This is a genomic window from Herbaspirillum sp. C9C3 (genome assembly GCF_013359625.1).
Lineage (GTDB): Bacteria > Pseudomonadota > Gammaproteobacteria > Burkholderiales > Burkholderiaceae_D > Herbaspirillum.
In genome coordinates, this window is the sequence record NZ_JABFMQ010000019.1 from 64,137 (window position 1) to 90,452 (window position 26,316).

The following is a 26,316-nucleotide window of genomic DNA, read 5'->3' on the forward strand; positions in this document are numbered from 1 at the left end:
AGGCCGTTGCGGCGCATGGGAAGCTTGCAGCTTTGCAAGGGCCGGCGCAGCGGATACAATAGCGGCCTTGTTGCCCCCGTAGCTCAGTGGATAGAGCGATCCCCTCCTAAGTCAAATTGGGCAGCGGATGCCGAAAGGCGCCGCCTGAATGGAGTCAAAGTCGGTGAACCCTGACAGCGCATGCTTTTGAGCCTGCGGCTGCTGGCAATACCGAGCCAAGCCGGTTTCCTCGGAAGCCGGAAGGTGTAGAGACTAGACGGCTCCGGCCTCCCGATCTTGCTCGCCAGGGCAGGGTCCATGGCCAAGGTATAGTCCAGACTGCAAACATCCGGTCATCTGTATCTGATGGTGGCGAAAGCCATAGCGGTATGAAGGGATAGGTCACACGTTCGATCCGTGTCGGGGGCGCCAGACAAAAGGAAACGGGCACTTCTTCGGAAGTGCCCGTTTGCTTTTGCCGTCCCGCTCCTGAAGTGCCAGGTGCCAGGCCCCAGGCCCGGCCCGGCTTCAATGTCCCTGGTTGGTGTTGTCCATGAAGCGCCGTGCGTTCTCGTTGAGGGGACGGCCCGCCGGTGCGCCCGGTAGCGTGCGCGGGGTGCTGGGGGAGGACCCGGGCAGGTTCGGTGCCGCCTGCGTATTGCCCTGTTGAGCGCCCGGTGCAGCCGGGGTGGAGCTCGGTGTCCAGCCGAAGAAGTTTGACAGGGCATCCACCACTGTCACGCCCACATTGGTCACCAGACCGTTGTTGGGAGTGAAGTTGTCGTAGTAGGGTTCGCCATCGATGAAGCGGATGCCGTCCGGCACCGGCAGGTCGAACTGCGGCACCCCCTTGAGGGCCTTGGCCATGTAGTCGACCCAGATCGGCAGCGCCAGCTGCGCCCCGAATTCCTTGCTGCCCAGGCTCTTGGGCTGGTCGTAACCCATCCAGGCGACGGTCGCCAGGGTGCGCTGATAACCGGCGAACCAGCCATCGACGGCGTCATTGGTGGTGCCGGTCTTGCCGGCCAGGTCGGTGCGGCCGATGCTGTTGCTGCGCGCGCCGGTACCGCTCTGGGCGACCGACTTGAGCATGCTGGTCATCATGTAGCTGTTGCGTTCGGCCACCACGCGCGGCGCGCCATTGCCCACGATCAGCGGATCCGCCTTGGACAGCACCTTGCCGCGCGCATCGGTGATCTGCGAGATCAGGTAGGGCTGGATCTTGTAGCCGCCGTTGGCAAAGACCGAATAGGCCGCCGAGAGCTGCAGCGGGTTGGTCTGGCCCGCGCCCAGCGCCATGGGCAGGTAGGGCGGGACCTTGTCGGCATCGAAGCCGTAGGTGCCGGTGATGAAGTCGCGGGCATAGGGCACGCCGATATAGTCCAGCGTACGGATGGCCACCAGGTTCACCGACTTTTGCAGGGCGGTGCGCACGGTCATGGGGCCGGCCGGGGTTTCGTCATCCTTGGGTTCCCAGTTCGGCTGGCCGGGGCCGGCCGGATAGGAAACCGGGGCATCGTTGACGATGGAGGCCGGGGCAAAACCCTTCTCCAGCGCCGCCGAATAGATGAAGGGCTTGAAGGTCGAGCCCGGCTGGCGCCAGGCTTGGGTGACGTGGTTGAAATTGTTCTGGGTGAAGTCGAAACCACCGACCAGGGCGCGGATGGCGCCATCCTGCGGCACCACCGAGACCAGTGCCGCTTCTACCTGCGGCAACTGCACCACCTGCCAGTTCTGTTTGGCGTCCTGCATCACGCGGATCAACGCACCGGGGGCGATGCGGATCTCCTTTTTGGCCTTCTCCGACAAGGCCGCAGCGACGAAGCGCAGGGCCTCGCCCTTGATGCTGATCTTGTCGCCGCTGCGCAGCACCGCATCGATCTGCCTGGGGCTGGCGGCCACCACCACGGCGGCCAGGATGTCATCGTTGTCGGGGTGGTCGTCCATCACGTCGTCGATGGCCGCGGCACGATCGTCGGCGTTGGCGGGCAGGGCGATGGTTTCTTCCGGACCGCGATAGCCGTGGCGGCGGTCGTAATCCATCACGCCCTTGCGCACGGCCTGGTAGGCGGCCTGCTGGTCGGCTGCATTGACGGTGGTGTAGACGTTGAAGCCCTGGGTGTAGGTGTCTTCCTTGTACTGCGCGTACACCATCTGGCGCACCATTTCATTGACGTATTCGGCGTGGATGCTGTACTGACTGCCCGGTGCGCGCACCTTCAGTTCTTCCTTGGAAGCCTTGTCGTACTGGGCCTGGGTGATGAAACCCACTTCCAGCATGCGCTGCAGGATGTACTGCTGGCGGATGTGGGCGCGCTTGGGATTGACGATGGGGTTGTAGGCCGAGGGCGCCTTGGGCAGGCCGGCCAGCATGGCGGCTTCGGCCAGGGTGATGTCCTTGAGGTCCTTGCCGAAGTAGGTGCGGGCGGCGGCGGCGAAGCCGAAGGCGCGCTGGCCCAGGTAGATCTGGTTCATGTAGACCTCCAGGATCTGGTCCTTGGTCAGGGCATGTTCGATCTTGTTGGCCAGCAGCACCTCGTAGAGCTTGCGGGAGAAGGTCTTCTCCTTGGTCAGGAAGACGTTGCGCGCCACCTGCATGGTGATGGTGCTGGCCCCCTGCGAGGCGCTGCCGCGCAGGATGTCGGCCACCAGCGCGCGGGCGATGCCGATCCAGTCGATGCCGCCGTGTTCATAGAAACGGTAGTCCTCGATGGCCAGCACGGCATTCTTCATGTCGGCCGGGATGTCTTCGAGCTTGACCAGGCTGCGTTTTTCTTCACCAAATTCGCCCAGCAAGACCTTGTCTTCGGACCAGATGCGCAGCGGTACCTTGGGGCGGTAGTCGGTGATCAGGTCCAGCGAGGGCAGGCGCGGGTTGATGAAGATCAGTGCATACACCACCAGCAGCGCACCGGCCACACCCAGACCGAGGATGGACAGACCGATGAACTTGGCGATGTTGGGATTGAGGAAGCCGCGCTGGCGGCGCAGGTCTGGCAGAGAGGAAAAAGGCATGGGATGAGCGGGAATCGGAATGCGCTATCTTACCGCATCACGCCGCCAGCCCGGCGGCCCGGCCCTGGGCAATGCTTAACCAGTTGTAACATGGCTCTCGAACGACGGGGAAATTCGAGCTTTTGTCGCTATTTTTCATCAATCCCGTTGCTTTGATGCAAACCGGAGTGATTCTGCGTCCCGCGATGGAGCGTGGCTGCGCTTAAATCAGCATTTCGGCGGCGCAGTCGGTACAATGCCGCTCTTGCGCTTTTTCCCGCATCAAGCGCCTTTGCTTTCATCCTGCGCGGCCCTGGCCGTCGCATTCACGCAGATCACGCACGCTATGGCAGTCATTTCCCTCTCCGACGCACAACTGGCCTTCGGCCACGTCGCCCTTCTGGATCACGCCGAATTCTCGCTGGAGACCGGCGAACGCATCGGCCTGATCGGCCGCAACGGCACCGGCAAGTCCTCGCTGCTCAAGATCATCGCGGGGCGCTCCAAGCTCGATGATGGCCTGCTGGTGATGCAGCAGAACCTGAAAATTGCCTATGTCGATCAAGAGCCGCACTTCCCGGAAGAGATGAGCGTCTTTGACGCCGTGGCCTCGGGCCTGGGCGAGCTGCCGGCGCTACTGGCCGAATATGAAGCCATCACCGGCCAGTTCGGCGGTGACAACGACGATGCCCTGCTGGAGCGCATGCACCAGATCCAGACCGTGCTGGATGCGGCCGATGCCTGGTCCATCGGCAACAAGGTCGAGACCACGCTGGACAAGCTGAACCTGAACCGCGAGGCCCGCATCGGCGAGCTCTCCGGCGGCATGAAGAAGCGCGTGGCGCTGGCCTGCGGGCTGGTGGGCAATCCTGACGTGCTGCTGCTGGACGAACCGACCAACCACCTCGATTTCGGCTCCATTCTCTGGCTGGAAGGACTGCTGCGCGACTTCAAGGGCAGCATCCTCTTCATCACCCACGACCGCAGCTTCCTGGACAACGTCTCCACTCGCATCATCGAACTGGATCGCGGCAAGATTCTGTCCTTCCCCGGCAACTTCACCACCTACCAGGCCCGCAAGGCCGAGCTGCTGGCCAATGAGGAAGTGGAGAATGCCAAGTTCGACAAATTCCTGGCCCAGGAAGAAGTCTGGATCCGCAAGGGCGTGCAAGCCCGCCGCACCCGTGACGAAGGTCGCGTACGCCGTCTGGAAGCCCTGCGCGTGCAGCGCAGCGAGCGCCGCGAACGACAGGGTCAGGTCAAGCTGGAAGTGGGTACCGGTGAGCGTTCCGGCAAGATCGTGGCGGAACTGGAGAATGTGAACAAGGCCTACGGTCCCAAGACCATCGTGCGCGACTTCAGCACCATCCTCATGCGCGGCGACAAGGTCGGGCTGATCGGCCAGAACGGCGCGGGCAAGACCACGCTGTTGAAGCTGATCCTGGGCGAGGAGGCGCCCGACAGCGGCACCGTCAAGCAGGGCACCAAGATGCAGGTGGCGTATTTCGATCAGATGCGCGCGCAATTGAATGAAGAAACCACCCTGGCCGACACCATCGCCCCGGGCAGTGACTGGGTGGAAGTCAACGGCCAGCGCAAGCACGTGATGACCTATCTGTCGGACTTCCTGTTCGCGCCCGAACGCGCGCGCTCGCCGGTGCGCACGCTTTCCGGGGGCGAGCGCAACCGCCTGCTGCTGGCGCGCCTGTTCGCCAAGCCGGCCAATGTGCTGGTGCTGGACGAACCGACCAACGACCTCGACATCGATACGCTCGAACTGCTGGAAGAATTGCTGGAAGAGTATGAAGGCACGGTCTTCCTGGTCAGCCACGACCGCATGTTCCTGGACAACGTGGTCACGCAGGTGATCGCCTCCGAAGGCAATGGCCTCTGGCGTGAATACGTGGGCGGTTACTCCGATTGGGAGCGCCAGCGTCCGGCCCAGTCAACCGCTGCTTCGAAGGCGGCTGCCAAGGCGGCCGACAAGAACGAGGTCAAGGCTGAATCGACCATGGCCGCACCCGCAGCACCGGCGCCGGCCAAGAAGAAGCTGAGCTACAAGGAACAGCGCGAGCTGGAAGAACTGCCCAAACGCATCGCCGCGCTGGAAGCCGAACAGAAGGAACTGTCGGCGAAACTGGCCGATCCGGATCTGTACAAGAAGAGCGCCGATGAAGCCGTCAAGCTGAACCAACGCTTCGCCGAGATCGACGAAGAACTGCTGGTGAGCCTGGAACGCTGGGAAGAAATCGAAGGCAGGCAGTAAGCCCGGCCAAGCCGGTCAGCTTGGCTTGCGCAGAGCTTCGCGCAGGTCAGGCAGCATCTCGCGCAGGTTGGGCGCGTCCTCGGCATGGGGACGCAGGGCCAGATAGGCTTCCAGGTCTTCCAGCGCCGCCTGGGCTTGGCCCAGGTTGGCGTAGGCCAGGCCACGGTCGCGCTTTTCGGTGATTTCCTCAGGCAGCAGGATCACCAGGCGCTCCTGCACATCCAGCACTTGTTGCCAGCGCTGGCCTTCCATGAAGATGGCCTTGAGGTTGCGCAGCATGCGCGCCAGGATCTCGCGCGGATGGGCCGCGCGCAGGTAGGCCGCCAAGGGCAGTTCATCACCGAAATCTTCTTCCGGCTGGTGCGCCAGATAGGGCTCCAGTCGCTCTTCCAGTTCCTGCCGCGACAGGCTGGCGCCATTCATGGGGTCCAGTACGATCTCGCCTGATTGTACCGACAGCTTCATCAGGAAATGGCCGGGGAATGACACTCCCTTCATTTCCAGGCCGATGTGCTGGGCCAGTTCGATATAGACCACCGCCAGCGAGATCGGGATGCCGCGCCGCGTCGAGATGACGCGGTGGATGTAGCTGTTGTCGGGATCGTAGTAATTGTTGACGTTGCCGGCGAAGGCCATTTCCTGGAAGAAGAAATGGTTCAGCATGCGCAGCTTCTGGATCTGCGAGGCATCCGAGGGCAGGCGCTGCTTGAGCTTGAGCGCCAGCGTGTCGAGCGCCATCTCTTCCTCGGCAAAATCCATTTCCGGATAAAAATCCTGTCCCAGCGTCAAGGCGGATTCGAACAGCGGAATCGAATCATCCTGGCGCACCAGCGAAGCAAAATAGTCGAGGGAGGTGAGCGTCATGTCACCCATGCTATCAAAATATTGCGCGCTGCGTCAGGTCTGCCGGGAGGGGAATGAAATTTCTTGTGTCAGAGTGCGCCCGGCTTGTGATGAAGTGCTGTGCAAGCCCCTTCAGCGACGCGCGATGCGCTTGAATTCGCGCAGGCGGAAGCCCATCGCGAACAACGGTCCGAAATACGCCGCCGCACATACCATCAATACCAGCATCAGCGCGCCGATGCGCAGCAGCGGATGGGCGCGCAGGGCGACCCAGTCGAAGTGGCCGGCGCTCCATAGCGCCACGCCGGCCATCACCAGCAGCGCGCCGGTCAGGCGTACCAGGAACAGGCCCCAGCCCGGACGCGGGACATAGATCCGGCGACGGCGCAAACCGATGAACAGGCACAGGGCATTCAGACAGGCACCCAGCCCGATGGACAACGCCAGACCGGCGTGGGCGAACAGCGGCACGAAGACACTGTTCATGAGCTGGGTGGCGATCAGTACGCCCACGGCGATGATGACGGGGGTGCGGATATCCTGCTTGGCGTAGAAGCCGGGTGCCAGGATCTTCACCACGATCAGGCCGATCAGGCCCACGCCGTAGGCCACCAGCGCATGGCTGACCATGGTGACCGACAGCGCATCGAAGCGGCCATAGTGGAACAGGGTGGCCGTGAGCGGCTCGGAGAGCGTGGCCAGGCCCACGGCCGATGGCATGGCCAGCATGAAGGTCAGGCGCAGCCCCCAGTCCAGCAGGGCGGAATACTCTTCCATGTCCTCGGCGGCATGGGCGTTGGAGAGGCTGGGCAGCAGGATGGTACCCAGCGCCACGCCCAAGAGCGCCGTCGGGAATTCCATCAGGCGATCCGCATAGCTTAGCCAGGAGACGCTGCCATGCTCCAGGCGCGAGGCAATGTTGGTATTGATCATCAGGCTGATCTGCGCCGCCGAGACGGCGAAGACGGCGGGGCCCATCTTCTTCAAGACCCGTTTGACGCCTTCGTCACGCAGCCCCAGCAGCGGATTCCAGTACAGGCGCGGCAGCATGCCGATCTTGATCAGGGCCGGCACCTGGATCGCTACCTGAAGGATGCCCCCCACCAGCACGGCAAAGGCCATCGCGTAGATGGGTTGTTTCATGAAGGGTGCCACGAACAGCGCGGCGACGATGAAGGCGACATTGAGCAGTACCGAGGTGACCGCCGGAATCTTGAATTCCTTCCAGGTATTGAGGATGCCCCCGGCCAGCGCCACGAAGGCCATGAAGCCGATGTAGGGAAACATGATGCGGGTCATCAACACCGAGGCATTGAAGGCATCGTGATCATATTGCAGGCCGGTGGCGATGAAATAGACCACCAAGGGGGTGGCGATGATGCCGACCACGCAGGTGATGAGCATGACCCACATCAGGGCCGTGGCCACGTGGTCCACCAGATGCTTGGTTTGCTCGGCGCCGCGCCGGTTCTTGTATTCGGCCAGGATCGGCACGAACGCCTGCGAGAAGGCGCCCTCGGCAAAGAGCCGGCGCAGCAGGTTGGGAATGCGGAAGGCGATGTTGAAGGCGTCGGTGTAGGCGGAGGCGCCAAAGGCGCGGGCGAACAGGATTTCCCGGGCCAGCCCGGTGATGCGCGAGAGCATCGTCATGCCGGAGATGGCGGCGAGGGTTTTATGCAGATTCATGGAGCGGCATTATAGCGGTGGGCAGCGGTGCTTTTGCGGTGGTGATGTTGGCCGGCGGCGTTCATGGAGGGCGGGCGCGGCGGCAGAGCCGTGTGCAGGAGCGGGGAAGGGGTGGTTTCGAGCCGATGTGAAAGAAAAGACAATGGCCCCGCGCCCGGGCCAATAGAGTCGCCGCGGCGTCAGCAGGTTCGGCAACCGGTATGAATTTCTTTGCGGAAATCGGCAAGCCTGCGGCAGCATCGCAACGGATGGCATCGTGTTTACGGCAGAATTGGGGCAGATGCGGACAAGTGGATTGCCTTGTCACCGGAATCTGGTTATAATCCGATACTTTACAGAATTTGGCATCGCGAGTCCTCGGGGTTTGCGGCGCAAACGACTCTCGATTTAGGATAATTTTCATGGCAAATACCGCACAGGCACGTAAGCGTGCTCGTCAAGCAGTCAAGCAAAACGCTCACAACTCGAGCCAGCGCTCGACCCTGCGCACCGCAATCAAGGCAGTTCGCAAGGCCATCGCCGCCGGCGACAAGGCTGCAGCAACCTCCGTGTTCCAATCTTCCGTGTCGACCATCGACAGCATCGCCGACAAGAAGATCATCCACAAGAACAAGGCTGCTCGCCACAAGAGCCGTCTGGCTGCTGCCCTGAAGGCCCTGGCTGCTTAATTGCTCCGGCGCTTGAACTGAAGCGCGGCCTCGCCCGCTTCAGACTGCAGTAAAAGAAAACCGCTTGAATTCAAGCGGTTTTTTGCGTTTTCGCGACGCTTCTCTACAAGCCTTGTGTTTTGTACCCGTATCGGCAGGGACACTGCCTTGCAGTGCCGTCCCGCCGTTCCTGGCGATCTTATCGGGGCAGGCCCTCGATCCTGGTGCCTGGCTTGATGTTCTTCTGTTTGAACCAGCCCTTGTTCATCTCCAGCGCATACACCGCCGGGCGCTTGGCGCAGTGTGAGTCCAGGGTCTGTTCCTTCATTTCCTCGATGTTGATGATGACGCCTTTTTCATCCATGAAGGCGACCGACAGGGGGATCAGCGTATTCTTCATCCACATGCACACCCCGGCCGGCTGGCCGAAGAGGAACACCATGCCTTCGTTGTCGGCCATTTTCTCGCGGAACATCAGGCCTTGCTCGCGCTCGGCTTCGGTCTGGGCCACTTCGGCCTTGATCAGATAGATGCCGATATTGAGCTGGGTGGTGGGGAATCTGCGCACCTGCGGCGTTTGCGCACCGGCGCTGGAGAGGCAGCCAAGCGCCAGCAGGGCGGCGGCGCTGCGCAGGAAAAAACGGGAAAGGGAAGATTGGCGCATGTTCATTATCAGTCGTGATTCGGATCGGCCTCGGGCTGCCAAAGCCCCACAGCATAGCAGCAGCGCGACAGCCCGTGTGCGGTGTGCCTGCGGGCAGGTCGCAAACCTTGCGGACATGAAAAAAGGCAGGACGAGCCTGCCTTTTCATTGAGCGGACGCTAATTACTTAGCTTCAGCTGCCTTCTTTGCCTTCTTGGCCTTCTTTGCCTTCTTTGCCTTCTTGGCCTTCGGCGCAGCGGCTTCAGCCTTCGGTGCTTCAGGCGCGGCCGGAGCTTGTGCGAAAGCAGCAGTTGCGAACAGACCAGCGATCAGAGCGGCGATCAATTTTTTCATTTTGCGTCCTTCAATTCAACATGTTAGGGATGTGAGGCAAACGATGATTCGTGCGAATCACTGCCAATAACGAAGTGCGCGTATGAAGGTTGACACCGTTTCAGATCTTTTTTATGAACATTCCTGAAGAAGTGGGCAGGTCCGCCGGCTGAAAAACTTGTCTGATTGGCTATTTTGCAAGAGTTTCCCGCCGTCGGCGCGGGCGGTAGCTCAGCTCTCCAGCTCTAGCGGATCGACTTCTCGCCACTCCCCCGGCATCACCGGATGGGTGGCCAGCGAGAACGGACCGATGGCAATACGCACCAGGCGCAGCGTCGGCAGGCCGACGGCGGCCGTCATGCGGCGCACCTGGCGGTTCTTGCCTTCGCTGATGGTCAGGGCGACCCAGCTGGTGGGCTGGTGGGCGCGCTGGCGGATGGGCGGCGTACGCGGCCACATCCAGTCAGGTTGCTGGATCAGCCTTGCCTGGCCGGGCTGGGTCACGAAGTCGCCCAGGTCGAGCGGGTCGCGCAGGCGCTGCAGGGCATCCGGGGTGGCCAGACCCTCGACCTGAGCCAGATAGGTCTTGGGCTGCTTGCGGCGCGGGTGGGCAATGGCGTGTTGCAGCTTGCCGTCATCGGTGAGCAGCAGCAAGCCCTCGCTGTCGGCATCCAGGCGGCCGGCAGGGTAGATGGCGGGAATATCGAGGTAGTCAGCCAGGGTCTGGCGCTCGGGATGGGCCGAGAACTGGCTCATCACGCCGAAGGGTTTGTTGAAGAGGATCAGAGGCATGCGCTAGTGTCGCAAAAAGATGGCCTTGCGTAAAATCCTGATGGATAATCAAATGATCATGTTCTATATCTTATATAAGACATTACCATTGCAATCCGGAATTTTCCCGGCTCAAAACCCGGAAATCTCTTAAAATTCCCGGCTTGTATGGCAAATCATGCAAGGTCGTCGCTGATCCTGCATGGGCGTTGCCGCTGATGCTTCCTAATGCTACCGCCTCAACCGTCGGAGACCACGATGTCGTACCAACATATCCAAGTGCCTGCAGAAGGGCGCAAGATCACCGCCAATGCCGATGACACCCTCAATGTCCCCAACAACCCGATCATCCCCTTCATCATGGGCGATGGCGTGGGCGTGGACGTCACGCCGGTGATGTTGAAGGTGGTCGATGCGGCAGTGGAGAAAGCCTACGGCGGTGCGCGCAAGATCCACTGGATGGAAATCTATGCGGGCGAGAAGTCGACCAGGCTGTATGGCCAGGATGTCTGGCTGCCCGAGGAAACCCTGGACGTGCTCAAGGAATACCTGGTCTCGATCAAGGGGCCGCTGTCGACCCCGGTCGGTGGTGGCATCCGTTCGCTCAACGTGACCATGCGCCAGCAGCTGGACCTGTATGTCTGCCTGCGTCCGGTGCGCTACTTCAAGGGCGTGCCTTCGCCGTTGCGCGAACCGGAGAAGACCGACATGGTGATCTTCCGCGAAAACTCCGAAGACATCTATGCCGGTATCGAATGGCAGGCCGGTACGCCCGAAGTGAAGAAGCTCATCGAGTTGCTGACGCGCGAAATGGGCGTCAAGAAACTGCGCTTCCCCGAGACCTCGGCCCTGGGCATCAAGCCGGTCTCGCGCGAAGGCACCGAGCGCCTGGTGCGCAAGGCCATCCAGTATGCGATTGACCACGACAAGCCCTCGGTGACGCTGGTCCACAAGGGCAACATCATGAAGTACACCGAAGGTGCCTTCCGTGACTGGGGCTATGCGCTGGCCGGCCGCGAATTCGGTGCGGAACTGATCGACGACGGCCCGTGGATGCGCCTGAAGAACCCCAAGACCGGTCGCCAGATCGTCATCAAGGATGCCATCACCGATGCCTTCTTCCAGCAGGTGCTGATGCGTCCGGCGGAATACAGCGTGATCGCTACCATGAACCTGAACGGCGACTACATCTCGGACGCGGTGGCGGCCCAGGTCGGCGGCATCGGCATCGCGCCCGGGGCCAACATGTCGGATTCGGTGGCCGTGTTCGAAGCCACCCACGGTACCGCCCCCAAGTATGCCGGCAAGGATTATGTGAACCCCGGTTCCAGCATTCTCTCGGCTGAAATGATGCTGCGCCACATGGGCTGGATCGAGGCGGCGGACCTGATCATCTCGGCCATGCAGAAGTCGGTTTCGGCCAAGCGCGTGACCTACGATTTCGCCCGCCTGCTGGAAGGGGCGACCCAGGTTTCCTGCTCCGGTTTCGGTGAAGTGATGATCGAAAACATGTAAGCCGCGCGGACTGCGTGGAGCGCATGTCCGTGCGAAATTGATGACCAAAAAGCAACAAACAGCCGGCTTGTGTCGGCTGTTTTTTTTGCGCTACAGGGGGGAGGGCGGATTTGTCGCCCAATGAAAAAAGCCCCGCGATTGCGGGGCTTTTAGAGAAACCGGGGTTTAAGCGGCGTTCTGGATGTTCGATGCTTGCTTGCCCTTGGGGCCTTGCGTGACGTCAAACTGGACTTTTTGACCTTCTTTCAGGGTCTTGAAGCCGTTCATCTGGATTGCGGAGAAGTGGGCGAACAGATCTTCGCCGCCGTCATCCGGAGTGATAAAGCCAAAGCCTTTGGAATCATTGAACCACTTGACAGTACCTGTTGCCATAAAAGCATCTTTCAAAAATAACTATCACACGAGCCGTCAAAGCAAGAAGCATCGCGCGTCACGCAGCCCCCCTTAAACCGTGCCCCCTTTCGTATCGACGAGTTGTTACATTTAGTAACTACTAATCAATGAATTCCATTGTTCTCGGTCGAAATACAAAAGTCAAGCAGTTTTCATGTTCTGCTTTGTGGTCCTGTTTGAGTGATGGGGAAAGAAACCCTTGATTTAGGATAAATCATCGTCATCTGCGCAAGGTCCGGAAAACAAGTAATATCTATCTCATCTAGAGGTTACGAGATCATTGTGCGTTGCACAGCTTTTGATGGTCCAATAAACGCATGGCAACCAAGCACGAAAATGATGGCGGTACAGTTCTGGAACGGCAAGAGTCCAAGCTCAAGCCGCCCCCGATGTACCAGGTTTTGTTGTTGAATGATGACTATACGCCGATGGAATTCGTCGTCGCCGTCATCCAGCAGTACTTCAACAAGGACCGTGAAACCGCGACGCAGATCATGCTCAAGGTTCACCGCGATGGGAAGGGAATGTGTGGTGTGTATCCCAAAGATATCGCATCCACAAAAGTGGAACTCGTTTTAACCCACGCTCGAAAAGCAGGGCACCCCCTGCAATGCGTGATGGAGGAAGCATGATTGCGCAGGAACTCGAAGTCAGTTTGCACATGGCCTTTGTCGAAGCCAGACAATCCCGTCATGAATTCATTACCGTGGAACACTTGCTGCTGGCGCTGCTGGATAATCCCTCCGCCGCAGAAGTGCTGCGCGCCTGCTCGGTGAACATTGACGATCTGCGCAAGACGCTGACCAATTTCATCACCGACAACACGCCCACGGTGCCCGGCACCAATGAGGTGGATACCCAGCCCACGCTGGGCTTCCAGCGCGTGATCCAGCGCGCCATCATGCACGTGCAGTCGGCTTCCAACGGCAAGAAGGAAGTCACCGGCGCCAACGTGCTGGTGGCCATCTTCGGCGAGAAGGATTCGCACGCGGTCTACTACCTGCACCAGCAGGGTGTGACGCGTCTGGACGTGGTCAACTTCATCTCGCACGGCGTGCGCAAGGATCAGCAGGCCGACCCGCAGAAGGCCCCGGAAGGCGCGGAAGACGTGCAGGCCGAAGGCCAGCAGAAGGAAAGCCCGCTGGATCAGTTCACCCAGAACCTGAACAAGGCCGCCGCCGAAGGCAAGATCGATCCGCTGATCGGTCGCGAGTCCGAAGTCGAGCGCGTCATCCAAACGCTCTGCCGCCGCCGCAAGAACAATCCGCTGCTGGTGGGCGAAGCCGGCGTGGGCAAGACCGCCATCGCCGAAGGCCTGGCCTGGCGCGTGACGCAAGGCGACGTGCCCGAGATCCTCAAGAATGCCGTCGTCTATTCGCTGGACATGGGCGCGCTGCTGGCTGGTACCAAATACCGCGGCGACTTCGAGCAGCGCCTCAAGGCCGTGCTCAAGCAGTTGAAGGACAGCCCCAACGGCATCCTCTTCATCGATGAAATCCATACCATCATCGGTGCGGGGTCGGCTTCGGGTGGCACGCTGGATGCGTCCAACCTGTTGAAGCCTGCGCTGTCGAGCGGACAGTTGAAGTGCATCGGCGCGACCACCTATACCGAATTCCGTGGCGTCTTCGAGAAGGACCACGCGCTGTCGCGTCGCTTCCAGAAGATCGATGTGAACGAACCGACCGTGGAGCAGACCGTGCAGATCCTGCGCGGCCTGAAGTCCAAGTTCGAGGAACACCACGGTGTGAAGTATTCTGCTTCGGCGCTGACCTCGGCGGCGGAACTGGCGGCGCGCTTCATCAATGACCGTCACCTGCCTGACAAGGCCATCGACGTGATCGACGAAGCCGGTGCCGCCCAGCGCATCCTGCCCAAGTCCAAGCAGAAGAAGACCATTGGCAAGCCGGAAATCGAGGAAATCATTTCCAAGATCGCCCGCATCCCGCCGCAGTCGGTCAACCAGGACGACCGCGCCAAGCTGCAGACCATCGAGCGTGATCTGAAGAACGTGGTGTTCGGCCAGGACCCGGCCATCGAAGCACTGGCCTCGGCCATCAAGATGGCACGTGCCGGCCTGGGCAAGACTGACAAGCCGATCGGCTCCTTCCTGTTCTCCGGCCCGACCGGCGTGGGCAAGACCGAAGTGGCCAAGCAGCTGGCCTTCATCCTCGGTATCGAGCTGGTGCGTTTCGACATGTCGGAGTACATGGAACGTCACGCCGTGAGCCGCCTGATCGGCGCGCCCCCGGGCTATGTCGGTTTCGACCAGGGCGGTCTCCTGACCGAAGCCGTCAACAAGAAGCCGCATGCCGTGCTGTTGCTCGATGAAATCGAGAAGGCACACCCCGACATCTTCAACATCCTGTTGCAGGTGATGGACCATGGCACGCTGACCGACAACAACGGCCGCAAGACCGACTTCCGCAACGTGATCATCATCATGACCACCAATGCGGGGGCCGAGAGCCTGCAGAAGCGCACCATCGGCTTTACCGAGAAGAAGGAAGCCGGCGACGAAATGGCGGACATCAAGCGCATGTTCACCCCGGAGTTCCGCAACCGTCTGGATGCCATCATCAGCTTCCGCCCGCTGGACGAGGAAATCATCCTGCGCGTGGTCGACAAGTTCCTCATGCAGCTGGAAGAGCAGTTGCACGAGAAGAAGGTGGAAGCCGTCTTCTCCGACAGCCTGCGCAAGTTCCTGGGCAAGAAGGGCTTCGATCCGCTGATGGGTGCACGTCCGATGTCGCGCCTGATCCAGGACCTGATCCGCAAGGCGCTGGCCGACGAACTGCTGTTCGGCAAGCTGGTCAGCGGTGGCCGGGTGACGGTGGAGATGGACGACAAGGACCAGATCAAGCTGGACTTCCCCGAAGGCGACGATTCGTCTCCGCCGGAAGAACCGCAAGAGAAGCTCGAAGTCGAATAAGCCATATCAGGCAAGCCATCAAGGCCACGTCGGGAAACCGGCGTGGCCTTTGTTTTGCAGAGGGCTTCATTTTCGAGAAGCAAACAAAAACGGCGCGGTCTTCACCGCGCCGTCTTCACTTCAAATACTTCATATCCCCATTTTTACGGCACCAGCGGCTTGCCCGCCTCCTGCTTGGCCTTGACGATCTGCGTGACCTTTTCGATCATCGCCAGGCGATAGGTCGTAGAGGGATGCAGCGCCGTATAGCCATTGGGCACGCTGGCCGGAACCTGGTCAGACAGGCGCTTCCAGAAGGCCGGTACGTTGTCGATGTTGTAGCCGGCGCGCGCCAGCAGGTACAGCGAGAGCGTATCGGCCGCAGCATCCAGATCCTGCGGATAGACGCGGATGCCGGCCGTGCCGGCAGTCATGGTCGGGTCAGGATGCGGCAGCAGCAGGTTGTCGATCACTTCGGCGATGGTCGAGACCATGCGCTGGCGGATGGCGTGACCGAGGATGTTGTGCGCCATGTCCTTGGCGATCAGGTAGGCCAGTTCATCGTCGGACTGGGTGAACCTGAGCATGCCGCGCGTGATGAGCACACGGCGGCCATCAGCGTAGGTGTTGACGTTGTCGGCATTGCCCAGCTCGATGCTGAAGGCGCAGGCGTAGGTCAGCGGGACGCTGACGATGCTGTTCTGGCCATTGCGCTGGATGCCCAGTGCAATGGGCGCCTTCTTGACCACCAGCGGGCTGAGCAGCACGGCCGCCTGGCGTTCGGCATCCGTGCCTTGCGGCATGGGCTTGCCAGCCACCGAGATCAGTACGTCGCCACGCTGGATGCCAGCCTGCTCGGCGCCGCTGCCGGGCAGCACGCCGGTCACCTGGAGGCGGTCGTCATAGCCCAGGCTGCGTGCGGTATCGGCAAATTCGATGGGGAAGGAGTACTTGTTCTTGGCCGTGAAACCCAGCAGATTGCGGGAATTTCCCCGGCACAGCTGGGCGTTGCTGGTCAGCAGCGGCGCTGCCACGCGGTAGAGCCGGTCCTGCTGCGCGATCAGTTCGCGCAATTGCTGCTGCTGGGGATTGTCGGCTACCGGGCGCGGCGCCTGGGTGGTCGTGGTGGCCGGCTTGGACGGTGTGTCCGCGACCGGACCCGGTTCCTGGGTGGCACAGGCGGCCAGCAAGGCCAGCGGTGCCAGGACGGCAAGGGTTTTCAGTTTCTGCCACTGCGGCAGGGGGGATACGAGCATGCGGTTCTCCATCAGTGTTTGCCTGTGCTGCCGAAACCACCGGCGCCGCGTTGGCTGCTGTCGAATTCATCTACCACATTGAAGCCGACCTGCAGTACCGGCACGATCACCAGCTGCGCCAGGCGTTCCATGGGGTTTAGGACAAACTCGGTACTGCCGCGGTTCCATGTCGAGATCATCAACTGCCCCTGATAATCCGAATCGATCAGTCCGATGCCTATCCGCACCCTGGGGTGTCTCAAAAGGCTAGAGCCTGCACCGACGCTGGTCTTTAAGAAACAGTCACGGGGAAACTGTCTCAGTTGGCGATAATTCAGCTTGAGCAAACAAAATTTGTGGGCTTAGGACTTTCCGGTGCTGCCAAAGCCACCGGCACCTCGTGCTGTTTCGGCAGAGAATGATTCTACGAATTGAAAACCAATTTGGATAACCGGCTGAAACATCAGTTGAGCAATCCGTTCGCCTGGCTGGATAACGTACGGCTCACTGCCATCATTGGAGAGAATGACACCAATTTCGCCGAGATAGTCGGAATCGACCACTCCAATACCTTGAGTCACGCGGAGGCCGTGCTTGAGTGCGAGGCCAGAACGAGAGGCAATGATGGCGACAAGTCCTGAGTCCGCCATATTAATTGCGAGACCAGTTTTCACCAAAGTCCGAGCCCCTGGGGCGAGTGTTACTGGCTCTTCGATGCAAGCCCGAAGGTCCATTGCTGCCGAGCCATCTGTTGCGTAGGCGGGAAGTTCGATTTTGTCACCCAGCAGGGGGTTAACGATGCGGGCTTCGATTTTTCTGAGCATCTAGGGTCCTTAGATAGAGTCTGATTTTCTGTATAGCGCCAATTACATGGCATGCCAGTACAAAATTGATGCCGGATTTTAGCAAGATAGTGGGATGGGCGGCCAGAACACTCTCCGTGCGGGAAAAGAGATAGAGAGCGTCGCGTCAAACCTAGAGAATGACGGCTTCAGTTCTGACCTGCTTCGACGCGGTATGAATTGAGCAATATTATCGGTGGAGGGGGTTGCATCGCTCAGTTTTTCTTGAAGTGATTTTACTTGTAACCACAGAAGAGCGATTTGACATTTTTGGGTAGTTACTTGTTTCTGTAGCTGGTCACGCTCGTCGCGCAACGTAGAAATTTCGCCGCGCATCGCTTTTATGGAATCTCCCGTCGTTTCAATGGGCGGGCTATTTCTGTTTTCTTCCGAAAGCACATTTGAGGACAGGACGGGCAAGTCGGGAAATTCTTTGAATCGTCTATAGAGCGTTGCTTTGCTAATTCTGGCTTCAGCAGCCAAATTGACGGCAATCAATTTTCCATTGGTGGATTCCGACGTGCCGGATACCAAGCGGTCAATAGCCGACAAGATGCTCAGGTAGTCAGGGTTATCAAAATATTCTGGTATTTTTTTTCAGAGATATTCATGCTTTTTTTTTCCAAGCTATCTACAACAGATTTCAATTTTGAAATTTCTGCTTCCATCGCGGTGCGGAGTGTCGGCGTGATTTTTGGAATTGAGTGAAATTCGATTGCTTGTGCGAGCTGACCATCCTACGAGGGCTTGTGCCGTTTTCCGACACAAGAGTTAGCGCAGGTTCCTGGCTGGCAGCGATTTAGCACGGGAGTGGCGGATTCTTCCTCGGTACATACAGCTTTAGCTGGGTCGAAAAAGCAGAAAGTGAATTTCCCCACGAACAAATGCTTCTGAGAGGATTGCAACCACTTCGCTATGAGGGACGCTTTGAAGTCTTCGGCACGCCCTTTGAACTCTATGATTGCCTGTTCTTTCAGATGTTCTCCTAAAGGGCCTCCGACTTGCCCATGTTCGATGTCCATGGCTGGGCTTATTTCGTCTTCGGGGGAGCTCCATCGGCTCTCGAAGGCCGCTACCCAAATTTAGGCCACAAAGTCGGTCCAGGCGGTGTTCATATAGTCGATGAAATTTTCGCTGAGGCCGCTCGTACGCAGGAAGTCTGCAGTCACCGGCGTCTCCGGCACTTTGAAGTTCTGATTCAGTCTGACCTGCCAAGGGTAATCTCGCTGCAGAATGGCAGCTCTGCCCAAGAGAACGAAGTCGCAGCCCTCGTCGAGAACTTCAGCGGCATGTGTGGCGGTCATGATTTTCCCCGCGGTTCCCAAGCGTACGCTACCCCGCGGTAGGCTGGTGAACACGCTCAGTGCGGTCTTGCCCTTGTAGTCGCCTTGGTCAACAATTTGATGAGAATCCCACAACGCCAAGTCGACGTAATCGATTTTTTCTCGGCGGAACATTTCAGCGGTTACTTCTCGCAGCTCCTCAAACTTTTGGCCGTAGCGTTCGATGGATAGGCGCCATCCGATTTGGAAATCACCCCAATTTCATATTTTCCGTACGGAAATTCTTCGATGGCCCTTGTGGAATCTATGAATGCGCAAGAATTTTTCATGCATTAAATGCAAGGCAGTGCAATGACGAGCTTCCCGCTCTGTGATAACTTACAAGTCACTGGCATATGTTAACTACAAGTCAAGGAGGGGTCCTTGGAAGTAGAAATACCGACTCTGTCGGGGACAGAGTTCGCCCGTGCTTTTGCACTTAGGCCCAATTTATATGCATGGTTTCTCGGGGCTGGAGCTTCGGCGGCTTCAGGCATACCAACCGGCTACGCAATGATTCGCGACTTCAAGAAGCGAATTTTCTGCGAACAGAATAAATATTCTCCTAAAGAAGTCGACTCAGGGGACCCATTGTGGGTTGCTCGAATCGATGAGTTTTTCAAGCGTTCCAGTATTCTGCCGCCTGATGGTGACCCAGAGGAGTATTCGCGCGCATTTGAGGCGGTCTATCCACAAGAGGTCCACCGCCGCCAGTATATTGATGACGCTGTAAAAAAAGGGACTCCTTGCTTTGCGCATCGTGTTCTGGCGTCATTGATGACCAGCCGGCAATTGGACTGCGTCTTCACGACGAACTTCGACCCTCTGGTCGAGGAGTCTGTCACGTTGAGCGATGCACTGCTGCCAGCTGAGAGGCGGGCCAAGGCTACAGTAGCAGCGATTGATTCGGTAGAGAGAGCCAAGCGGTGTCTCGCTGAAAGTGACTGGCCGCTCGTCGCGAAGCTCCATGGCGATTACAAATCCACAAGAATCAAGAATACTCTGGGCGAGTTGCAAGAGCAGGATGCGCAAATGCGGCAAGTGCTGGTTGGCGCATGCCAGCGATATGGCCTTGTTGTTGTCGGGTATAGCGGCCGTGATGCATCCATCATGGATGCGCTATCCCACGTTCTCAAAGAGCCTGCTGCTTATCCCGGCGGGCTCTATTGGGTGACGTCGTCGAAGAGCCGCTTACTTCCTGCCGTTAAGGAGCTTCTGGAACACGCTGTAATCGCCGGGGTTAGCGTGGCCGTGGTCGAATCTAAAACCTTCGACGAGTTGGCTGGCGACCTAGTTGGCCAAGTTAAATTACCAGATGAACTGCGTCATCATATAGACGTTCAGAAGGTCGTGGAAAGATTGGTGCCTGTCGAAAAAATGACAAAAGAGGCGCTCCAATTTCCTGTTTTACGCTGCTCAGCAATTTTGGTAGACAGTCTTCCGACCGAAGCTAGGCGTATCACACTGCAAAGGCCACTAACGACTGAAGAAGCAAGGGCGATATTGAGAGAGCGTCGTTGTCGTGGGGTGGTCGCTGCTATTGGAAATGAGCTCGCGGCATTCGGTCGTGACGCAGACCTTCTCCAGGCTTTCTCTGAATATGGACCGGTAGTTGACGGCCGTATCCAACTCAATCCTGGCAAAGACAGCTGGGCGCTTGGCTTGTTGTATGACTCCCTCACGCGTGCATTAGCTAGACGGCGGCCACTTATTCCGCGGCTTCGGCGTTTTGGGCATGCACTTCTAGTGGCCAACGGGCGTCCGGAAGATAGCGACGAAATGAAAAGCCGTCGGCTCGGCCAACTTCAACAGTTAAAGGCGGCATACGAGGGTTCTCTTACCGGTATTGTCCAAGAGGTAGGTCATCCCTTCAATGAAGGAATTCATCTGAAGCTTGAGAAGATAGAGAGCCGGTGGTGGTGCGGTTTCGAGCCATTTACGTTTGTCGATGTGCCTGCTGAAGATAGAGAAAAAATAGAAAATTCTGAAGGCGATGGTCTTGGTAGGCCCGCTGCTCGAGCGCCAGACGCATCGGCTAGCTGGCGCAGAGAGCGCTGGGTTAAAAAGTACAACAAGAATTGGGACGCAATTATCAAGGCGTGGACTACGTTGCTTACATCCGCATCGGAAAATTCGGTCGCCGCAATCGGGCTTGACGATGGTGATGGGATAGACGCAATTTTCAGACTATCCCCTGTTACGGCTTGGAGTCGTCCATCGCACTATCACCCATATTTTGATAGGACCAAATGATGTCCGGCGCTGCAGATTCCAAACTCCCACCGTTTACTCTGCTGGATGAACCGCAGCTTGCTTTCGCTCCGAATGATGCTCACGTCGACGCCCATCCGCTTCGTGGGCTAGAGCGATATGGGCCATTTTCAAAAGGCTCATTTTCAGGATTTACCCCGAGAATTCGGATTGCTACTGTTGGCCCGGGGAGTATGTTTAAAACTCGAGGCGCCTTGATGGCGGAGCTGCTTCGGAGTCACCAAGTTTCTGAACGAACCGAGTACATACCTCCTTATCCGGGTTTTTCAAAACTCTTTCATGTGGAATTGGTTTCTGCACCAGGTGAGGCGCATATTCGGTGGCCGGAATCTCTTGGTCAGTTAGCTGGAGCAGGCGGGCCAGAGGAGAAGCTGTTTGCTGCAATGGAGAATGCGCTCGCACGGCTTAATAATATGCGAGACGAGTTCGACGTGGTGCTGGTGCATTTCCCCGATTCATGGGGGCCCGCGACTCGTACCAAATTCTTTGATGCCCACGATGCCTTGAAGGCACTCGGTGCCAAGTACAACATACCTACCCAGGTGCTCAACGACCGGGCATTCACTTTCAAGCATCGTGCTTCCCTCGCTTGGCGGCTAGCTACCGCAATATACGTCAAGGCCGGCGGAATACCATGGAAACTGGCGCGTATGCAAGGTATCCCGGATGACACTGCTTATATCGGCCTCGCATACGCATTGCGTGGGGACCCGTCTAATGCTCACTACGTTACATGTTGCTCTCAGGTCTTTGATATGGATGGCGGTGGTATGCAGTTTGTTGCGTTCGAGGCGCGAGAACCGGTCGCTGACGTGAAGGAGGCACAGCGAAATCCCTTCTTGAGCCGCGCGGATATGCGTGCGGTTCTTGCGCGGAGCCTTGAGCTCTACCAAAAGCGGAATGCTGGTCAACTTCCTCGGCGACTTGTAATCCACAAGACAACGGCGTTCAAGAAAGAGGAACTTGATGGCGCCTATGATGCACTGGCAGGAATCTCTGAAGTTGAGTGTATTGAGGTCGGTACGAATTCCACTTGGAGAGGCGTTTGGCTTTTGGACTCACGCGGGCAAAAAGCGAAAAGCATCCCCGCTCAGTATCCCGTTCCACGGGGGACGATGGTAGTGCGCTCCGGCACATCCGTATTGCTTTGGGTGGCAGGCAATGCGCCAAGCGTCTCTCGCAAAAGCGATTACTACCAAGGAGGTAAGAGCATTCCCAAGCCACTTCAGCTGATTAGGCACGCTGGTCGGGGGCCGCTGGAGACAGTGGCATATGAGACGCTCGCGTTGACAAAGATGGACTGGAATAACGATGCACTGTATGACCCAGTGCCGGTCAGTATCAGGTATTCGCAGCGATTGGCGCGAACGATTGCGAACGCACCTGAATTACCTGGGAATATTTATCCATACCGGCTTTTCATGTAAGCAGATGCCATCATTCATCGGATAGAGAGAAATGACACATTTTAGAAACTGGTGCCAGATTGAGGAAGAGTCGCTTAATAAGCATAAGGTAAGCGTGCTTGATGCTCATGAACTACACACTATTCCAGCTGTAAAATTGGTGGCAAAAGGAGTTCCGGAACAGTATGTGGACGGCTCTAGAATCGAGAAAATTTTAGTTCGATTGGGTAGAGAATCGGCGGCAAAAATGTTGGCTGCAAAACTACCTAGAGGAGCAAAGGCGCGCTCGGGAGACCTTGGGGAAATATTGTGTGCGTCCTACGTTCGCGAAGAGACCATCTATCAAGTCGGGGTCTATAAACTTCAATGGGCTGACCATCGTGAAATGGCCATGCGAGGGGATGACATCCTGTGTTTCCATATTGACCCTCGCACGAAGCAGGTCCTTATCTTAAAAGGCGAAGTTAAGAGCCGGGCTAATTTGGGCGCAGTGGTTATCAATGAGGCGAGAAAAGCGCTGTCTGCAAACGATGGCCTTCCCTCAGCCCATTCGGCCTTGTTCGTGGCTGACCGATTGCACGAAATCGGTGAGTCAGCGGCGGCAACCGTTCTTGATGACCTATTTCTTAAAAACCAAATTAGACCTGAGCAGGTTACACACATGCTATTCACCTTTTCCGGAAATAATCCAAAGAAGCTACTGCTGAAGAATCTTCAAGACTATTCAGGAACCATACCTCAAATATACGTAGGTTTGCGTGTAGAAAAGCATCAAGCCTTTATCAAAAGCGTTTTTGATGCGGTGACGTTGTAATGGCCAATAGCTACGAAGAACTGCGTGCGAATATTGAACTCGCACTGGATAAAGAGTTTCGGCAGAAGCTATTAGCAAAAGGCCAAAGTAGAGCAATGATTTGGCGCGAAGGTGTCTTGCCGGAGGACGCACCTAGATATGCTCCGAGACTGTCCGAGGACTTACTTTCATTTGGATATTCGTTGCTACTGCATGCAATCCGCTTCATCGAAGCCGGCGGGAATACTATAAATGAAGAAAAAACCGTACACGACGCATTCGAGGTTGCAGCCGAGGCAATTGAAGCGGTTGTTGTCAATGGGAATGACAACGTAGACCGTGACTTTCATCGACTTGTGGCGGCAAGTTCTTACCATATTGGACGTTTCTCAGCGCGAGCATTTTCCATCCTCACCTATGAGCGCGAGTTAGGCAACCTATCTATCATCGAGAATGCTCTCTCGAAATTGATTCTCCGTAGGCTTGATAGTTTGAATCAAGACGTCAATCTGTGGTTGAGTAACGAAGCTGTAAATGACGAAGCGCTTCTTGCCCCTCTTGTAGCGCAGCAATCCATGCTATTTGAGGAGGATGAGAGCAAGCGGCAAGAAGATGCGCTTGTTGAAGTAATCATTCGAACACTCGATGATAACTTTATGAAGGGCATGGCGCTTTTCATCCTTGCGCTCGAACGTGGGCAACCGATTTTTGTAGAGCAAGCGTTAGCTCGCTTGCGCGAAGGGCTTTCTGTCGCCAATTCAGAGAACTTGGTAACCCAGTGGTGGATTCACAGGTTGGCGATTCACTTAGTCGATGGCTTGTGGAATACATCTTTCCACACCCGTCTCCCCCCCCCGAGCAGTGGAGGGGGGAATTGGGAGGAAATGCGTACGGTCTTTATATCTTCTCTATATAGGCGTGGAAAATCTGAGATTGAATTGTGGCCATCTCAGTTAGAGGCCGCTTCAAAAGCCTTTTACCTTGATTCCAATTTGGTTTTGTCTTTGCCCACGAGCGCAGGAAAAACAAGGATTGCCGAACTATGCATCCTGGCATGTTTGGCGGGCGGAAAAAGAGTTGTTTTTGTCACGCCTTTGCGAGCCTTGTCTGCTCAGACTGAGGTAAGTCTTAGGAAAACATTTCGCCCGTTAGGGAAAGAAGTATCGAGCCTATACGGCGCAATTGGCGCCCCTCTTGCTGATATCAACGCGCTGCGCACCAAAGATATAGTTGTTGCGACCCCGGAAAAATTGGATTTCGCATTGAGAAGTTCACCGGAGCTATTGGATGACGTGGGGCTCATTGTGTTAGATGAAGGGCACATGATTGGGATGAATGAGCGTGAGGTTAGATACGAAGCTCAAATCCAGCGTCTACTTCGGCGAGCCGATGCCGCTCAACGTCGGATTGTTTGCTTGTCAGCTATTCTTCCCGATGGTGAGCAGTTGGAGGATTTTAGTGCCTGGCTTACCGCTGACAAGGACGGTGGGTTGGTCAAGTATGACTGGCGACCAACCAGATTGAGATATGGGGAAATAGCTTGGAATTCTTTAACGGAAACAGCAAAGTTGGAGATTACTGTCGGAGAACCTAATCCCTTTGTTCCAAAATTTATTCTTGGTAAAAAGCCAGCTAAGGGGCGTGCGAGAAAGATTTTTCCTTCGGACCAGCGTGAGCTTTGCATTGCCACTGCGTGGCGTCTAATGGAAGAAGGACAAACGGTTCTAATTTTCTGCCCGCTGCGGAAGTCCGTCTTACCATTTGCGACGGCCATTATTAAGATGGTGGAGCGCGGACACATTCACTCAGTTTTGCAGGTTCCATTGTCTGAATTGTCGACGGCGTTGCTGGTGGGCGCAGAGTGGTTCGGAAAAGACCACGACATTCTCAAGTGTCTGAAAATGGGAATCGCTGTCCACCATGGCGAACTTCCGACGCAATATCGAAAGGAAATTGAGCGGCTATTGCGCGAGGGAATATTACGACTCACTGTATCGTCTCCGACTCTTGCGCAAGGACTTAATTTAGCCGCGACAAGTTTGATTTTCCACGGACTCTATCGGAATAGAGTTCTTTTGGATGTCTCTGAGTTCAAGAACGTAGTGGGGCGAGCCGGTCGTGCCTACGTGGATATCGAGGGATTGGTCCTTTATCCCATGTTCGACAATCAACAAAAAAGAAGAGAGGATTGGAAAAGTCTAATAGACAACAAGAAATCTCGCGAGATGGAAAGTGGAATATTAAATTTACTTGTCTATCTTCTAGGGCGAATGTGGGAAAAACTTGGGAAACCCAACGTCGATGTTTTACTCAACTATGTTATGGGGCAAGCGTCGTGGGATTGTCATGTTATCGACGCTGAACGTTCAGAGGAAGAAGCCAAAACATGGGATGGCTATTTAGCATCGTTGGATACGGCGATTTTCAGCTTGCTCGGCGATTTTGAAATAGCTGACGCGAATGTCGAAGGAGCATTGGAGAAAGTTCTGACTTCCTCTTTACTGCAGCGTAGGTTGCGTCGTTGGGAGCCTGATACTGCCCAAGTAATCCTCGGGGGTATCAAAGCTCGTGCGAAATTTATCTGGAGTAGGTCGACGCCTATCCAGCGCAAGGCCTATTATCTTGCAGGGTTAGGTTTTTCTTCGGGGCGGAAACTAGATGATGCATCCAGTATGCTCGAGGAGAGCTTGTCTGGTGCTGCTGATGCAATGGCGGAGGGAGACCACGAAAAAGCCATCGACTATATTGTGCAGTTTTCTCGCATTGCATTCCGAATTCCGCCGTTTATTCCGGATAAATTGCCTACTGACTGGGAGATTTCTCTTAGGCGCTGGTTAAATGGAGAGTCTCTTGCTGCCGGGGCCGCTATCGGGGAGGATAACGAGGAAGCTGAGAATCTTTTGGATGTCTCTGCATCGTTGGTAGAGAGCGTGTTCGCATATAACCTCTGCTGGGCTATGGAAGCTGTTCGTGTACGCGCTGGCGTGTATGTCGACCCGTTTTCGGAACTGCCGCAAATCTCATTCTCATCTGCAGCGCACGTCGTTACCGCTGTTGAAAATGGCACGCTGAGTATTTCAGCAGCTTTACTTATGCGGGCGGGATTTAAATCTAGGCTCGGTGCTATCGCGGCAATTAAGTCAACCGGCGCGTCATTCCATAATCAAAAAGATATGCAGAGTTGGTTGGCGTCGCCGTTAGTTTCGGATTTTAGCGCCGACGAAAATTGGCCGACAGTTGATTCGCGCGCGTTATGGCTGGATTTCATTTCAATTGTAAGCTCTGACGAGGCCAAGACTTGGGGGACGATTCCATATCGTGTCAACGCGCAGTGGTATGGACAGCCTCCACCACCTGGAACACACCTGGTTTTGGGACGTTCAATTGGAAGTCATAGAGCGGTATGCTCTATGTGACCTGCTCCCCAATTTAGTACGAGAACGACTTGGAGTCTGCGGTTAAAAAA

The 26,316-nt window shown here is 56.9% G+C and carries 21 protein-coding genes; 9 read left to right on the top strand and 12 right to left on the bottom strand.

The genetic code is table 11. The annotated features are described in order from the left end of the window. Positions 1 to 507 precede the first annotated feature (507 nt). The gene (locus tag HNO82_RS16810; protein ID WP_175344494.1) at positions 508 to 2,994 is read right to left on the bottom strand and encodes a penicillin-binding protein 1A; all 2,487 of its coding nucleotides are present in this window, start codon (positions 2,992 to 2,994) and stop codon (positions 508 to 510) included. A gap of 325 nt (positions 2,995 to 3,319) precedes the next feature. Here HNO82_RS16810 and HNO82_RS16815 point away from each other — a divergent pair, with 325 nt between their 5' ends. Then, positions 3,320 to 5,239 (top strand): ATP-binding cassette domain-containing protein, encoded by a 1,920-nt coding sequence (locus HNO82_RS16815; protein WP_175344495.1) that lies wholly within the window; start codon positions 3,320 to 3,322, stop codon positions 5,237 to 5,239. A 15-nt stretch (positions 5,240 to 5,254) separates the two neighbouring features. On the opposite strand, the gene HNO82_RS16820 is transcribed toward HNO82_RS16815, so the two are convergent. After that, positions 5,255 to 6,103 carry a SirB1 family protein gene (locus tag HNO82_RS16820; RefSeq protein ID WP_175344496.1) on the bottom strand — a complete coding sequence of 283 codons (849 nt, stop codon included), beginning with the start codon at positions 6,101 to 6,103 and terminating at the stop codon, positions 5,255 to 5,257. Positions 6,104 to 6,214: 111 nt separating this feature from the next. Then, positions 6,215 to 7,768: a murein biosynthesis integral membrane protein MurJ gene (murJ, locus tag HNO82_RS16825; RefSeq protein ID WP_175344497.1), complete on the bottom strand. Its 1,554-nt coding sequence runs from the start codon at positions 7,766 to 7,768 to the stop codon at positions 6,215 to 6,217. A gap of 401 nt (positions 7,769 to 8,169) precedes the next feature. On the opposite strand from murJ, the gene rpsT reads away from it, so the two are divergent. Continuing rightward, the gene (gene rpsT / locus HNO82_RS16830; protein ID WP_006463174.1) at positions 8,170 to 8,436 is read left to right on the top strand and encodes a 30S ribosomal protein S20; all 267 of its coding nucleotides are present in this window, start codon (positions 8,170 to 8,172) and stop codon (positions 8,434 to 8,436) included. Positions 8,437 to 8,614: 178 nt separating this feature from the next. Here the strand turns inward: rpsT and HNO82_RS16835 are convergent, their stop codons facing one another. The 3 genes from HNO82_RS16835 to HNO82_RS16845 form a co-directional block, all read right to left on the bottom strand. Then, positions 8,615 to 9,079, bottom strand: coding sequence for a DUF192 domain-containing protein (locus HNO82_RS16835; protein ID WP_034350501.1), 465 nt, complete (start codon positions 9,077 to 9,079; stop codon positions 8,615 to 8,617). A 162-nt stretch (positions 9,080 to 9,241) separates the two neighbouring features. Beyond that, positions 9,242 to 9,412, bottom strand: a complete 171-nt coding sequence (locus HNO82_RS16840; RefSeq protein WP_006463172.1) for a hypothetical protein — start codon at positions 9,410 to 9,412, stop codon at positions 9,242 to 9,244. Between the two features lie 210 nt (positions 9,413 to 9,622). Beyond that, positions 9,623 to 10,183: a pseudouridine synthase gene (locus HNO82_RS16845; protein WP_175344498.1), complete on the bottom strand. Its 561-nt coding sequence runs from the start codon at positions 10,181 to 10,183 to the stop codon at positions 9,623 to 9,625. Positions 10,184 to 10,420: 237 nt separating this feature from the next. Between HNO82_RS16845 and icd the strand changes: the two genes are divergently transcribed. After that, positions 10,421 to 11,677 (top strand): NADP-dependent isocitrate dehydrogenase, encoded by a 1,257-nt coding sequence (icd, locus tag HNO82_RS16850; protein ID WP_175344499.1) that lies wholly within the window; start codon positions 10,421 to 10,423, stop codon positions 11,675 to 11,677. Positions 11,678 to 11,842: 165 nt separating this feature from the next. On the opposite strand, the gene cspE is transcribed toward icd, so the two are convergent. Continuing rightward, positions 11,843 to 12,049: a transcription antiterminator/RNA stability regulator CspE gene (cspE, locus tag HNO82_RS16855; RefSeq protein ID WP_006463169.1), complete on the bottom strand. Its 207-nt coding sequence runs from the start codon at positions 12,047 to 12,049 to the stop codon at positions 11,843 to 11,845. Positions 12,050 to 12,387: 338 nt separating this feature from the next. Here cspE and clpS point away from each other — a divergent pair, with 338 nt between their 5' ends. Both clpS and clpA read left to right on the top strand, forming a co-directional pair. Next, positions 12,388 to 12,702 (top strand): ATP-dependent Clp protease adapter ClpS, encoded by a 315-nt coding sequence (gene clpS / locus HNO82_RS16860; RefSeq protein ID WP_013233417.1) that lies wholly within the window; start codon positions 12,388 to 12,390, stop codon positions 12,700 to 12,702. After that, a complete protein-coding gene (gene clpA, locus HNO82_RS16865) occupies positions 12,699 to 15,002 on the top strand; it encodes an ATP-dependent Clp protease ATP-binding subunit ClpA (RefSeq protein ID WP_008326864.1) in 2,304 nt (767 codons plus the stop codon). The genes clpS and clpA overlap by 4 nt, the downstream gene beginning before the upstream one ends. Before the next feature lie 143 nt (positions 15,003 to 15,145). Here clpA and HNO82_RS16870 read toward each other — a convergent pair whose 3' ends face one another. From HNO82_RS16870 to HNO82_RS16890, 5 genes are all read right to left on the bottom strand, one after another. Further along, a complete protein-coding gene (locus tag HNO82_RS16870) occupies positions 15,146 to 16,237 on the bottom strand; it encodes a M48 family metallopeptidase (RefSeq protein ID WP_249777030.1) in 1,092 nt (363 codons plus the stop codon). Positions 16,238 to 16,248: 11 nt separating this feature from the next. After that, positions 16,249 to 16,479 (bottom strand): dCTP deaminase/dUTPase family protein, encoded by a 231-nt coding sequence (locus HNO82_RS16875; protein WP_502709277.1) that lies wholly within the window; start codon positions 16,477 to 16,479, stop codon positions 16,249 to 16,251. Between the two features lie 99 nt (positions 16,480 to 16,578). Beyond that, a complete protein-coding gene (dut, locus tag HNO82_RS16880) occupies positions 16,579 to 17,040 on the bottom strand; it encodes a dUTP diphosphatase (protein ID WP_175344501.1) in 462 nt (153 codons plus the stop codon). A gap of 78 nt (positions 17,041 to 17,118) precedes the next feature. After that, positions 17,119 to 17,610, bottom strand: a complete 492-nt coding sequence (locus HNO82_RS16885) for a hypothetical protein (protein ID WP_175344502.1) — start codon at positions 17,608 to 17,610, stop codon at positions 17,119 to 17,121. 530 nt (positions 17,611 to 18,140) lie between these two features. After that, the gene (locus HNO82_RS16890; RefSeq protein WP_175344503.1) at positions 18,141 to 18,515 is read right to left on the bottom strand and encodes a beta/alpha barrel domain-containing protein; all 375 of its coding nucleotides are present in this window, start codon (positions 18,513 to 18,515) and stop codon (positions 18,141 to 18,143) included. 249 nt (positions 18,516 to 18,764) lie between these two features. Here HNO82_RS16890 and HNO82_RS16895 point away from each other — a divergent pair, with 249 nt between their 5' ends. The 4 genes from HNO82_RS16895 to HNO82_RS16910 are packed head-to-tail and all read left to right on the top strand — an operon-like array spanning position 18,765 to position 26,266. Then, on the top strand, positions 18,765 to 20,633 hold the full coding sequence (locus HNO82_RS16895; RefSeq protein ID WP_249777031.1) for an SIR2 family protein: 1,869 nt from the start codon (positions 18,765 to 18,767) through the stop codon (positions 20,631 to 20,633). Further along, entirely contained in the window at positions 20,633 to 22,078 is a 1,446-nt protein-coding gene (locus tag HNO82_RS16900) for an argonaute/piwi family protein (protein ID WP_175344504.1), read from the top strand. Before HNO82_RS16895 ends, HNO82_RS16900 begins: the two co-directional genes overlap by 1 nt. A 31-nt stretch (positions 22,079 to 22,109) precedes the next feature. Continuing rightward, positions 22,110 to 22,871: a Hachiman antiphage defense system protein HamA gene (locus HNO82_RS16905; protein ID WP_175344505.1), complete on the top strand. Its 762-nt coding sequence runs from the start codon at positions 22,110 to 22,112 to the stop codon at positions 22,869 to 22,871. Continuing rightward, positions 22,871 to 26,266: a DEAD/DEAH box helicase gene (locus HNO82_RS16910; protein WP_175344506.1), complete on the top strand. Its 3,396-nt coding sequence runs from the start codon at positions 22,871 to 22,873 to the stop codon at positions 26,264 to 26,266. Before HNO82_RS16905 ends, HNO82_RS16910 begins: the two co-directional genes overlap by 1 nt. The last annotated feature ends 50 nt before the right edge of the window (positions 26,267 to 26,316 follow it).